10 protein-coding genes, 2 tRNA genes and 1 rRNA gene are annotated in these 11,380 nt (G+C 69.2%); 3 read left to right on the top strand and 10 right to left on the bottom strand.

The window, feature by feature from the left end:
- Window positions 1-2: 2 nt before the first annotated feature.
- Window positions 3-1,517: ribosomal RNA gene (locus RMN56_RS18155) — 16S ribosomal RNA — on the bottom strand.
- A 658-nt stretch (window positions 1,518-2,175) separates the two neighbouring features.
- Here RMN56_RS18155 and RMN56_RS18150 point away from each other — a divergent pair.
- Window positions 2,176-2,400, top strand: a complete 225-nt coding sequence (locus RMN56_RS18150) for a hypothetical protein (protein WP_313718638.1) — start codon at window positions 2,176-2,178, stop codon at window positions 2,398-2,400.
- Window positions 2,401-2,427: 27 nt separating this feature from the next.
- Here RMN56_RS18150 and RMN56_RS18145 read toward each other — a convergent pair whose 3' ends face one another.
- Both RMN56_RS18145 and RMN56_RS18140 read right to left on the bottom strand, forming a co-directional pair.
- A complete protein-coding gene (locus tag RMN56_RS18145; protein ID WP_313718637.1) occupies window positions 2,428-3,225 on the bottom strand; it encodes a carbon-nitrogen hydrolase family protein in 798 nt (265 codons plus the stop codon).
- 40 nt (window positions 3,226-3,265) lie between these two features.
- Window positions 3,266-4,099, bottom strand: coding sequence for an EamA family transporter (locus tag RMN56_RS18140; protein ID WP_313718636.1), 834 nt, complete (start codon window positions 4,097-4,099; stop codon window positions 3,266-3,268).
- Between the two features lie 41 nt (window positions 4,100-4,140).
- Here RMN56_RS18140 and RMN56_RS18135 point away from each other — a divergent pair, with 41 nt between their 5' ends.
- Window positions 4,141-4,764, top strand: coding sequence for a helix-turn-helix domain-containing protein (locus RMN56_RS18135; protein WP_313718635.1), 624 nt, complete (start codon window positions 4,141-4,143; stop codon window positions 4,762-4,764).
- A 23-nt stretch (window positions 4,765-4,787) separates the two neighbouring features.
- Here the strand turns inward: RMN56_RS18135 and clpX are convergent, their stop codons facing one another.
- The 5 genes from clpX to RMN56_RS18110 all read right to left on the bottom strand — a co-directional run bounded on the left by clpX (window position 4,788) and on the right by RMN56_RS18110 (window position 9,350).
- Window positions 4,788-6,083, bottom strand: coding sequence for an ATP-dependent Clp protease ATP-binding subunit ClpX (gene clpX / locus RMN56_RS18130; protein ID WP_091319119.1), 1,296 nt, complete (start codon window positions 6,081-6,083; stop codon window positions 4,788-4,790).
- A 215-nt stretch (window positions 6,084-6,298) separates the two neighbouring features.
- On the bottom strand, window positions 6,299-6,961 hold the full coding sequence (locus RMN56_RS18125) for an ATP-dependent Clp protease proteolytic subunit (protein ID WP_013288034.1): 663 nt from the start codon (window positions 6,959-6,961) through the stop codon (window positions 6,299-6,301).
- Between the two features lie 10 nt (window positions 6,962-6,971).
- A complete protein-coding gene (locus tag RMN56_RS18120) occupies window positions 6,972-7,613 on the bottom strand; it encodes an ATP-dependent Clp protease proteolytic subunit (protein ID WP_088960728.1) in 642 nt (213 codons plus the stop codon).
- A 172-nt stretch (window positions 7,614-7,785) separates the two neighbouring features.
- Window positions 7,786-9,132 (bottom strand): trigger factor, encoded by a 1,347-nt coding sequence (tig, locus tag RMN56_RS18115; protein ID WP_313718634.1) that lies wholly within the window; start codon window positions 9,130-9,132, stop codon window positions 7,786-7,788.
- A gap of 144 nt (window positions 9,133-9,276) precedes the next feature.
- A tRNA-Pro gene (locus RMN56_RS18110) sits at window positions 9,277-9,350 on the bottom strand.
- A gap of 150 nt (window positions 9,351-9,500) precedes the next feature.
- On the opposite strand from RMN56_RS18110, the gene RMN56_RS18105 reads away from it, so the two are divergent.
- A tRNA-Gly gene (locus RMN56_RS18105) sits at window positions 9,501-9,574 on the top strand.
- A gap of 98 nt (window positions 9,575-9,672) precedes the next feature.
- Here the strand turns inward: RMN56_RS18105 and RMN56_RS18100 are convergent.
- Together RMN56_RS18100 and RMN56_RS18095 are read right to left on the bottom strand one after the other, a co-directional pair.
- Window positions 9,673-10,887: an RNA polymerase sigma factor gene (locus RMN56_RS18100; protein WP_313718633.1), complete on the bottom strand. Its 1,215-nt coding sequence runs from the start codon at window positions 10,885-10,887 to the stop codon at window positions 9,673-9,675.
- Entirely contained in the window at window positions 10,887-11,297 is a 411-nt protein-coding gene (locus RMN56_RS18095) for a YciI family protein (RefSeq protein ID WP_313718632.1), read from the bottom strand. Before RMN56_RS18095 ends, RMN56_RS18100 begins: the two co-directional genes overlap by 1 nt.
- Window positions 11,298-11,380 lie beyond the last annotated feature (83 nt).

Raw genomic sequence — 11,380 nt, 5'->3', positions numbered from 1 at the left:
AGAAAGGAGGTGATCCAGCCGCACCTTCCGGTACGGCTACCTTGTTACGACTTCGTCCCAATCGCCAGCCCCACCTTCGACGGCTCCCTCCACAAGGGTTGGGCCACCGGCTTCGGGTGTTGCCGACTTTCGTGACGTGACGGGCGGTGTGTACAAGGCCCGGGAACGTATTCACCGCAGCGTTGCTGATCTGCGATTACTAGCGACTCCGACTTCACGGGGTCGAGTTGCAGACCCCGATCCGAACTGAGACCGGCTTTTTGGGATTCGCTCCACCTCGCGGTATCGCAGCCCATTGTACCGGCCATTGTAGCATGCGTGAAGCCCTGGACATAAGGGGCATGATGACTTGACGTCATCCCCACCTTCCTCCGAGTTGACCCCGGCAGTCTTCGATGAGTCCCCGCCATAACGCGCTGGCAACATCGAACGAGGGTTGCGCTCGTTGCGGGACTTAACCCAACATCTCACGACACGAGCTGACGACAGCCATGCACCACCTGTGACCGCCCCCGAAGGACCTCACATCTCTGCGAGTTTTGCGGCCATGTCAAACCCAGGTAAGGTTCTTCGCGTTGCATCGAATTAATCCGCATGCTCCGCCGCTTGTGCGGGCCCCCGTCAATTCCTTTGAGTTTTAGCCTTGCGGCCGTACTCCCCAGGCGGGGCGCTTAATGCGTTAGCTGCGGCACAGGGAACCGGAGAGGCCCCCCACACCTAGCGCCCAACGTTTACAGCGTGGACTACCAGGGTATCTAATCCTGTTCGCTCCCCACGCTTTCGCTCCTCAGCGTCAGTATCGGCCCAGAGACCCGCCTTCGCCACCGGTGTTCCTCCTGATATCTGCGCATTTCACCGCTACACCAGGAATTCCAGTCTCCCCTACCGAACTCTAGCCTGCCCGTATCGACTGCAGGCCCGCAGTTGAGCTGCGGGTTTTCACAGTCGACGCGACAAGCCGCCTACGAGCTCTTTACGCCCAATAAATCCGGACAACGCTCGCGCCCTACGTCTTACCGCGGCTGCTGGCACGTAGTTGGCCGGCGCTTCTTCTGCAGGTACCGTCACTTACGCTTCGTCCCTGCTGAAAGAGGTTTACAACCCGAAGGCCGTCATCCCTCACGCGGCGTCGCTGCATCAGGCTTCCGCCCATTGTGCAATATTCCCCACTGCTGCCTCCCGTAGGAGTCTGGGCCGTGTCTCAGTCCCAGTGTGGCCGGTCGCCCTCTCAGGCCGGCTACCCGTCGTCGCCTTGGTAGGCCATCACCCCACCAACAAGCTGATAGGCCGCGAGCCCATCCCAGGCCGAAAAACTTTCCACCTTCCCTCATGCGAGGAAGGGTCATATTCGGTATTAGCCCCGGTTTCCCGGGGTTATCCCAAAGCCTAGGGCAGGTTGCTCACGTGTTACTCACCCGTTCGCCGCTCGAGTACCCCGAAGGGCCTTTCCGCTCGACTTGCATGTGTTAAGCACGCCGCCAGCGTTCGTCCTGAGCCAGGATCAAACTCTCCAACAAAAATCTTTGTTGAACAATCATCCTGACAACAAAAGTGTTGCCAAAGGAATCCCAACCAGCAAAGCCCTCCAAAAGAAGACCTGCCAGTCCGGGGTATAAATCAATTTGGCACTGGCTTATCAAGCACCCTGTTGAGTTCTCAAAGAACAACCACACACCATCCGGAACCCCGCATCAGCAGGACCCCGTCCGGGGCAACCTCTCTAACTTACCCGGCCCGACTTCCGCTGTCAACCTCGTGTTTGAGGCGATCAACTTGGTTCGGTCCGATCCACGCTGACGCACGCCGTGTCCGGCGGTCGTTGCTGTCGTGGGTTCCGGCGGACCGGCCGGTCGCCGCTTTCGCGGCCACCCGCCCGGCTCCCTGCCGGCTTTCGAACTCTACCCGGCCGGCGTCGCGATCGCAACCCCGTGTTTCTCGGAGTGTCTCGCACCGCCCGGATCCTCAGTCTGGCTCGGCGTTACCGCCACCAGCCTGGCGCCCGTTCTCGGCCGGTTTGTCCGGCCTCCCGCGTGCAGAGAGAAAGTTACGCGGACGGCCCCGAGAAGGCAAATCAGTGATCGTCACTGTCGTTTTCAACGCGCCGCGGGGCCCGACCGGCAGACGGCCGGGCTCGGACCGGACCACCGCGGGCAGATCCGTGCCAGAGTGTTCGGCATGGACGTGTCCCGGTTCCCGGCGGAGACGCTCGCCGAGGAGGCCCTGCTCGGGCTCCTGCTGCCGTTCTGGCAGCTGGTCATCGGCGCCTTCGTGCTCGCCGTCGTCCTGGCGTCGGTGCGACGTCTCGTCCGGCGGGGCCCCTCACGGATGACCACGGCTCTGCTCGTCACCGCGCTGGCCATCGCCGGTTTCACGGTCGTCGGGGTGCTCCTGGAGAGCTGACGCGGGCTGCGAAGGCGGCGAGAGAGTTCAGAGCCGCCGGTTGGCGAGGCTCGGCAGCTCGACGCGGATCGTCCGCAACCGCTCCATGTCCAGGTCGGTGACGGCCACACCCGGCCCGTCGGCCACCTGGCTGAGCACCGTCCCCCACGGATCCACCACCATGCTGCGCCCGAAGCAGGTCCGCCCCGGCTCGTGGTCGCCGGTCTGGCCGGCGGCCGCCACGAAGCACTGGTTCTCGATCGCCCGCGCCCGGAGCAGCACCTCCCAGTGGTCGCGCCCGGTGTGCATCATGAACGCGGCCGGCACCACCAGCAGTTCCGCGCCACCGTCGACCGCCAGTTGCCGGTAGAGCTCGGGGAACCGGAGGTCGTAGCAGATCGACAGGCCGACCCGAAGGCTCTCGACGTCGACCACCACGGGCTTCTCCCCCGGCGCCACGGTCGCGGACTCGTGGTAGGAGACGCGGCCGGGGATCTCCACGTCGTACAGATGGATCTTGCGGTAGGCGGCGGCGAGCGCGCCGTCGCGGTCGAAGACCAGCGACGTGTTCCAGGTGTGCTCCGGGTCCGGCCCGGCCTCGTGGAACGAGCCGGCGATCACCCACATGCCGAGCCGGCGGGCGGCGTCGGCGAAGAACCGGCCCACCACCCCGTCGACCGGTTCGGCCGGCGGCATGCCGGCGGCGGGACCGAGGTAGTCGACGTACTCCGGGAGGACGGCGAGATCCGCGCCGGCCGCCGCGGCCCTGTCCAGCAGGGCCTCCGCGGCGGCGAGGTTCGCGGTGCGGTCCGCACGGGAGTTCAGCTGACAGACGGCGACGCGCATGAACCTCAGCGTACGGTCGGACGGCGGGCGGCGACAGGGCTCAGATGCTGGCCAGGACGAGCGCGCCGGCGGCGAAGCCGAGCCCGGCCAGTTGCACCGGGCGCAGCCGTTCCCGGTCGACCGCGAGCGCGAGCAGCACGGTGCTCGCCGGATAGAGCGCGGCGATGGCGGCCACCACGCTGAGGTGCCCCCGGCCGGCGGCGGCGAGGAACAGCGCGTTGGCCGCCGAGTCCAGCAGGCCCGCCGCCGCCGCCCAGCGGAGGACTTGCGGCGGGAGCCGCAGGCGTACGCCGGTGCGCACGGCGAGCGCCAGGCCGAAGGCGATCGAGCTGACCCGTACCGCGGCCACCGGCCACATGCCGGCGTCCTCGTCGGCCTGGCCGAGCAGCGCGAAGAAGACCCCGAAGAGCAGCCCGGCGCCGAGCGCCATGCCGATCAGCCGTCCGGACACCCGGCCGGTGGCGCCACCCTCCCCCAGGCTGACCAGCGCGATGGCCACGACGGCGAGCCCGGCTCCGGTCAGCGCCACAGCCCCCGGCGAGTGGGCGGTGACCAGCCCGGCGACGATCGGCACGACCGCGGCGGTGATCGCGGTGATCGGGGCGACGACCGCCATCATGCCGCCGGCCAGGGCCTTGTAGAGCAGCACCACACCGGCCGCGCCCGCCACGCCGGCGAGCAGTCCCCACGCCAGGTCGAGCGGACCGGGCGTGCCCGGCACGATGAGCACGAGCGCGAGCAGCAGCGGGACGCTGAGCAGTTGCGACACCACGGTCACCGCGACCGGGTCGGCGTGCCGGGACGCCTTGCCGCCGGAGAAGTCGGCCGTGCCGAACGCGACCGCGGACACCGCCGCGAGCACAATGGGGAACATCAGGCAGTCGTACCACAATATTGACCGCGAAGGATAGTGTGATGACCGACGCCGGAGGGCGGGTGGGCGCGGTGACGTCCGCGGTGGCCCGACAGGTACGCGAGCTGCGGGCCGCCCGTGGCTGGTCCTTCGAGGAGCTGGCCGGCCGCTCCGGGGTGAGCAAGGGCATGCTCGTGCAGATCGAGGGGGCGCGGACCAACCCGAGCGTGGGCACCCTCTGCCGGGTGGCCGACGCATTCGGCGTCAACATCGCCCGGCTGCTCGAACCGGCCGAGGAGAGCACCGTACGGGTCTCCCGGGCCGGCGACGCGCCGGTGCTGTGGCGGGGCGAGCACGGCGGCACGGCCCGGCTGCTCAGCGGGCTCGGCGAGCCGGACCTGGTCGAGCTCTGGGACTGGCGGTTGGAGCCCGGCGAGGCGCACCACTCCCCCGACCATCCGCGCGGCACCCGGGAGGTGCTGCACGTGCTGGCCGGGACGGTCACGGTCACCGTGGAGGGCGTCGACCACGAGGTACGCGCCGGCGAGACGGTCGAGTTCCACGCCGACCGGGAGCACGGCTACCGCACGGCGGGCGACGAACCGGCGCGGCTGGTGATGGTGGCGGTCACCCCGTCGGGCGAGTGGGACCGGCGGACCCGGTCACGCGGACCGCGCCCGAGCTGACCCGGGCGCGGTCGCGGTAACGGTCAGGCCGACTTCTCCTCGCGGTCCCGGCGGGCACGCCGGCCGGTGAACTCGCGGGGCACGATCGTCGGGTTGACGTTCTCCAGGACGACCTCGCGGGTGATCAGCACCCGGGCGGCGTCGGGGTTGCTCGGCACCTCGTACATCACGGAGAGCAGGACCTCTTCCATGATCGCCCGCAGGCCGCGGGCGCCGGTGCCGCGGAGCATGGCCTGGTCGGCGATGGCCTCCAGCGCCGGCTGCTCGAACTCCAGCTCGACGCCGTCCAGCTCGAAGAGGCGCTGGTACTGCCGGACCAGGGCGTTGCGCGGCTCGGTGAGGATGCGGACCAGCGCGCTACGGTCGAGACTGCGCACGTTGGTGATCACCGGGAGCCGGCCGATGAACTCGGGGATCAGCCCGAACTTGAGCATGTCCTCCGGCATGACCTGGCTGAAGATGTCGTCGGTCGACCGCTCGGAGACCGACCGGAGCCGGGCGCCGAAGCCGGTGCCGCCGGAGCCCGTGCGGGCCTCGATGATCTGGTCGAGGCCGGCGAAGGCGCCACCGCAGATGAACAGCACGTTGGTGGTGTCGATCTGGATGAACTCCTGGTGCGGGTGCTTGCGCCCGCCCTGCGGCGGCACGTTGGCCACCGTGCCCTCCAGCATCTTCAGCAGCGCCTGCTGCACGCCCTCACCGGAGACGTCCCGGGTGATCGACGGGTTCTCCGACTTCCGGGCGATCTTGTCGACCTCGTCGATGTAGATGATCCCGGTCTCGGCACGCTTGATGTCGTAGTCGGCGGCCTGGATCAGCTTGAGGAGGATGTTCTCCACGTCCTCGCCGACGTAGCCCGCCTCGGTGAGCGCCGTCGCGTCCGCGATCGCGAACGGGACGTTCAGCATCCGGGCCAGGGTCTGCGCCAGGTGGGTCTTGCCACACCCGGTCGGGCCGAGCAGCAGGATGTTGGACTTGGCCAACTCGACGCCGTCACTGCCCGAACCCGGGGCGCCGGCCGCCTCGGCCTGGATCCGCTTGTAGTGGTTGTAGACCGCGACGGCGAGCGCCTTCTTGGCCTGCTCCTGACCGACGACGTAGTTGTCGAGGAACTGGCAGATCTCCATCGGCTTGGGAAGCTCTTCCCACTTCACCTCGCCGGACTCGGCCAGCTCCTCTTCGATGATCTCGTTGCAGAGATCGATGCACTCGTCGCAGATGTAGACCCCGGGGCCCGCAATGAGCTTCTTGACCTGCTTCTGCGACTTGCCACAGAAGGAGCACTTCAGTAGGTCGCCGCCGTCACCGATCCGTGCCACCTACGTTCTCCCTGCACTCGTCGGCCGGTGCGCCGGCCCCTGACCTGCGGGCGCCGCGCGCCCGTCCGTCCTGTCGTCCCACCTCGCCGGTCCGACCCAACGAAGCGGCACAGACCCGACGTTACCCGCTGCCGGAGGTTTCTCCGACCCCCAAAACGGGTGTGTCAGAGGTCGGCCAGGAACGATGCCCCGGCCGACCTCCGACCGCACACTGCTCAGCCCGCGGCGTGAGACGCCAGCAGACCCTTCTTGCGGCTGGTCAGGATGGTGTCGACCAGCCCGTACTCCTTGGACTCCTCGGCCGTCATGATCTTGTCACGGTCGATGTCCTTGCGAACCTGCTCGATGGGGCGGTTGCAGTGCCGGGACAGCATGTCCTCCAGCTGCGTCCGCATCCGCAGGATCTCCCGGGCCTGGATCTCGATGTCCGACCCCTGGCCGTAGCCGCCCTCGGTGGCCGGCTGGTGGATGATGATCCGGGAGTTGGGCAGCGCCATCCGCTTGCCCGGGGTGCCCGCAGAAAGCAGCACCGCCGCCGCGCTGGCCGCCTGGCCCAGGCAGACGGTCTGGATGTCCGGGCGGACGTACTGCATGGTGTCGTAGATCGCCGTCATCGCGGTGAACGAGCCACCCGGCGAGTTGATGTACATGATGATGTCGCGGTCCGGGTCGGTGCCCTCCAGCGTCAGCAGCTGGGCCATCACGTCGTTGGCCGACGCGTCGTCCACCTGGACGCCGAGGAAGATGATCCGGTCCTCGAAGAGCTTGTTGTACGGGTTGGACTCCTTCATCCCGTACGACGTGCGCTCGACGAACGACGGCAGCACGTAGCGGTTGTGCACGGCCGCGAACTGGGGCGGCAGGCTCAGGTCGGTCATCGTCAGCTCCTCAGCTCAGGGTCCCGGCGCCATCCGGAACCTGCGCGGCCCCGATGATCACCTTGTCGATGAAGCCGTAGTCCATGGCCTCCTGGGCGGTGAACCAGCGGTCCCGGTCCGAATCCGCCTCGATCTGCGCCTGGCTCTGGCCGGTGTGGTGGGCGACCCGCTCCTGGAACATCCGCTTCGTGTAGAGCATCTGCTCGGCCTGGATCGCGATGTCCGACGCGGTGCCGCCGAGGCCACCGGACGGCTGGTGCATCATGATCCGCGCGTGCGGCAGGGCGTAACGCTTGCCCTTCGTGCCCGCGCAGAGCAGGAGCTGGCCCATCGACGCGGCCATGCCCATGGCCACGGTCGACACGTCGTTGTCGATGAACTGCATGGTGTCGTAGATCGCCATGCCGGAGTAGACCGAGCCACCCGGCGAGTTGATCCAGAGGTTGATGTCGCGGTCCGGGTCCTCCGCGGCGAGCAGCAGGAGCTGCGCGCAGATGCGGTTGGCGACCTGGTCGGTCACCTCGCTGCCCAGGAAGATGATCCGCTCCTTGAGCAACCGGTTGTAGACCGAGTCGTCGAGGTTGCCAATGGAGTCGCCACCACGGGCCTCGATCGCCCGGAGCGACTTCTTGGGGATGTGCATGTCGGTCATGGCAGCCCTTCGCTCTCCGTACCGTCCTACCCGACACTAACCGCTCAGCCGGAGGGCGTACTCCCGGTCGGGGCACTGTTCGCTCTCAGCGCAGTCACCCGCAGGGCGTACCCGGAAAAGGGTTTCGGCCGCCGCCCGGCGCACAGCGCGGGACGGCGGCCGAAACCGACGATCAGTGCTGGTGGTCGTGCTCGGCCTCGTTCTGGGCGCGCAGCGCGTCGAGGGTGACCTCGTTGCCCGCCGAGTCCTTGATCTTGATCTTCTCCATCACCGCGGCGAGCGCCTTGCCCCGGCGGACGTCGCCGAAGACGGCCTGCGCGGCGCCGGAGCGGACCAGCTGGTCGTAGTACTGCTGCGGGGCCATCCCGGCACGCTGGGCGCGGTGGACGATCTCGTGACCGAACTCGTCGTCGGAGACCTGGACGTCCTCGGCGTCGGCCAGGGTGTCCAGCAGGAGCTGGATCTTGACGCCCTCGGTCGCGGCCTCGGTCAGCTCGGCGTCGATCTGCTCCTCGGTCTTCTCCTCCGCGGCCAGGTACTCCTCGAGGGAGGCGCCGATGCGCTCGAGCTGGTCGACCATCGCGGCCTTGCGGCTCTCGACCTCCTCCTTGACGACGCCCTCCGGCGCCGGCACCTCGGCGGTCGCGACCATCTGCTCGAGGGCCTTGTCCCGGGCGGCGTAGATCTGCTCGACCTGCTTGCCGCGGCTGACCCGCTCACGGAGGTCGTTCCGCAGCTCCTCGATGGTGTCGAACTCGCTGGCCAGCTGGGCGAAGTCGTCGTCGAGCTCGGGCAGCTCCTTCTCCTTGACCGTGCGGACGGTCACCGCCACGTCGGCGTCCCGGCCGGCGTAGTCGCCGCCCACCAGCTGGGTGGAGAAGGTGGTGCTGTCGCCGGCGGCGAGGCCGACCAGCGCCTCGTCCAGGCCCGGCAGGAGCTGCTTGCTGCCGACCTCGTGCGAGATGTTGCTCGCCTGCCCGCCCGGCACGTCCTCGCCGTCGACGGTCGCGTTCAGGTCGATCTGGACGTAGTCGCCCTCCTGGGCGGCGCGCTCGACGGTCTTCAGCGTGGCGAACCGCTCCCGCAGGCTGTTGACCTGCTCGTCGATCTCGCTGTCGGCGATCTGGACCTCGTCGACGGTCACCTCGATGGTGGCCGGGTCCGGCAGCGTGATCTCCGGGCGGACGTCCACCTCGGCGGTGAAGTTCAGCGAGTCACCGTCGTTGAACTCGGTGATCTCGACCTCCGGACGGCCGAGCGTCTTCAGGTCGTGCTCCCGGACCGCGGCCAGGATGTTCTGCGGGATGGCCTCCTGCACCGCCTCGTTGAGGACGGTGCCCCGGCCCACCCGCTGGTCGATCACGGCGGAGGGAACCTTGCCCCGGCGGAAGCCGGGAACCTGGACCTGCTGGCCGATCTCCCGGTACGCCTTCCTGAGGCTCGGCTCGAGCTCGACGAACGGCACCTCGATGGCGAGCCGCACGCGCGTCGGGCTCAGAGTCTCGACGGTGCTCTTCACAGGCGTACTCCTTGACGGATCTCAGTTGAGTCTGGGCGTGTTTGCGCGCATCGAGTGTAGGCGAGCCGGCCTGCGGCATCGGCAGCGCCCGGGTACCGCTCGGAAAAATCGGCGGTTCCCGGACGACCCGGTCGCGAACGACAGTCGGGGTGGCGGGATTTGAACCCACGGCCCCTCGCTCCCAAAGCGAGTGCGCTACCAAGCTGCGCCACACCCCGTGGCGACGAAGAGTCTATGCCGTCCGGGCCCGCCGGACGGTCACCGGGGGCGCGTCGCCGGTGGTTCGCCGCGGCACCCGGTACGGGGCCGCGCGTCCGGTTCCGGGATTCGGTAGGCTGTCGGGCGCGTCCCGCGAGAGCGGGGCGGTCGCGGGCGTAGCTCAATGGCAGAGCTTCAGTCTTCCAAACTGACGGTGCGGGTTCGATTCCCGTCGCCCGCTCCACCCACGAAGGCCCAGGCGGACCGCATGGTCCGCTGAGGGCGTATGGGGCCTGGTCGAACTCGGCACGTCCCGCATCCCGGCCGGCCGAGCTGGAGACGTCAGCCCAGCGCGGCCGCCTTGCGCAGCACCACCGAGCGTTCGCGCTCGTTGGCGCAGAGCCGGGCCGCCAGCTCCAGCTCGGCGCGCGCCTCCGGTCGCCGTCCCAGCCGGGCCAGCAGCTCGCCGCGTACGGTCGGGACCAGGTGCGAACCGGGGAGCCGGTCCGCGGCGATCAGCTCGTCCACGATGGCCAGGGCCTGCGCCGGACCCGAGGCCATGGCCACGGCGACGGCCCGGTTGAGCTCGACCACCGGCGAGGGCGCGACCCGGCCGAGCGCCTCGTAGAGCACCACGATCCGGTCCCAGTCGGTCGCCTCGACGGAGGGCGCCGCCGCGTGGGTGGCGGCGATCGCGGCCTGCAGGCCGTAGGGGCCGAGGCCGCGGGCCGAGGCCCTGGCGAGCGCGGCGAGCCCGCGGCGGATCGCCGAGAAGTCCCACCGGCGGCGGTCCTGGTCGGCGAGCAGGATCGGCGAGCCGTCCGGGCCGGTCCGGGCCGGGAAGCGGGCGGCCGTCAGCTCGCACAACGCGAGCAGGCCGTGCACCTCCGGCTCGTCCGGCTGCAGCGCGGCCAGCGTGCGGGCCAGCCGGATCGCCTCGTACGCGACGTCGGGGCGCAGCAGCCGGTCACCGGACGTTGCCGTCGACCCCTCCGTGAAGATCACGTAGAGGACGCTGAGGACATCGCCCAGCCGTTCCCGGCGCTCGCCGGCCGCCGGGAGCTCGAACGGCACCCCGGCCGCCGCGATCGTCTTCTTGCCTCGGGTGATGCGTGCCTGCACGGTCGGCACGGGTACGAGGAACGCGCGGGCGATCTCCTCGCTGGACAGGCCGCCGACCACGCGCAGCGTCAGCGCCACCCGGGCCTCCGGGGAGAGCACCGGGTGGCAACTGACGAACATCAGCGCCAGCACGTCGTCGTCGATCCGGTCGGGATCGAACCCCTCGTCGACAGCGGGGTCGGCCGCCAGCAGGGCGTACCGGTCCTGGAGGGCGGTCCGGCGACGGATCGCGTCGATCGCCCGCCGCCGGGCCGTCGCCATCAACCAGCCGGCCGGATTGGCCGGAGCGGCGACCGGCCACGACACCAGCGCCTCGGCCACCGCCTCCTGGGCCGCGTCCTCGGCCAGCCCGAAGTCGCCGGTGAACCGGGTCAGCGCGGCGACGATCCGCGCCGACTCGATCCGCCAGACGGCCTCGACGTCGGCCGTACCCATCAGATCCGGCTCTCGCGCCCGGCCCGTTCCTCGACGCTCCGCTCGTTGCCCTGCGGGACCTCGTCGCTCCCGGCCACCCGGCGGACCTCGATCTTGGACCCGGCGACCGCCGGGACCCGCTTGGCCCACTCGATCGCCTCCTGCTTCGAGGCGACGTCGAGCAGGAAGTAGCCCCCGAACAGTTCCTTGGTCTCCCCGTACGGCCCGTCGGTGACCACCGGGGTCTCGCCGCTGAAGTCGACCACGACACCCCGGCTCGGATCGTCCAGCCCCTCGGCCGCCAGGAGGACCCCGGCCTTGATCATCTCCTCGATGAACCGGTGGGTCGCGGCCATCGCCTCGTCGATCGACGCCATCATGGCCGCGTTCGTCTCGTCGGTGCCCCGCATGATCAGCATGTACTTCGGCATCGCGTTCTCCTCATCCGGCGGGGCCGCCTCTCGACCCTCGCACCGACACGTCGAACGGGCGGCCCGCGGATCGACACGGCCCC

The sequence above is a fragment of the Micromonospora halotolerans genome, assembly GCF_032108445.1.
Classification (GTDB): Bacteria; Actinomycetota; Actinomycetes; order Mycobacteriales; family Micromonosporaceae; genus Micromonospora; species Micromonospora halotolerans.
Note: the sequence above shows the minus strand (reverse complement) of the source record. Positions and strands in the feature narration are given on the sequence as shown.

What these genes read in the sequence shown, in the direction of transcription:
- RMN56_RS18120 (WP_088960728.1), bottom strand. Translation starts at nt 7,613, where the DNA reads ATGACCGACATGCACATCCCCAAGAAGTCGCTCCGGGCGATCGAGGCC.
- RMN56_RS18135 (WP_313718635.1), top strand. Translation starts at nt 4,141, where the DNA reads ATGACCGACGCCGGAGGGCGGGTGGGCGCGGTGACGTCCGCGGTGGCC.
- RMN56_RS18095 (WP_313718632.1), bottom strand. Translation starts at nt 11,297, where the DNA reads ATGCCGAAGTACATGCTGATCATGCGGGGCACCGACGAGACGAACGCG.
- RMN56_RS18140 (WP_313718636.1), bottom strand. Translation starts at nt 4,099, where the DNA reads ATGTTCCCCATTGTGCTCGCGGCGGTGTCCGCGGTCGCGTTCGGCACG.
- RMN56_RS18150 (WP_313718638.1), top strand. Translation starts at nt 2,176, where the DNA reads ATGGACGTGTCCCGGTTCCCGGCGGAGACGCTCGCCGAGGAGGCCCTG.
- RMN56_RS18145 (WP_313718637.1), bottom strand. Translation starts at nt 3,225, where the DNA reads ATGCGCGTCGCCGTCTGTCAGCTGAACTCCCGTGCGGACCGCACCGCG.
- RMN56_RS18125 (WP_013288034.1), bottom strand. Translation starts at nt 6,961, where the DNA reads ATGACCGACCTGAGCCTGCCGCCCCAGTTCGCGGCCGTGCACAACCGC.
- RMN56_RS18100 (WP_313718633.1), bottom strand. Translation starts at nt 10,887, where the DNA reads ATGGGTACGGCCGACGTCGAGGCCGTCTGGCGGATCGAGTCGGCGCGG.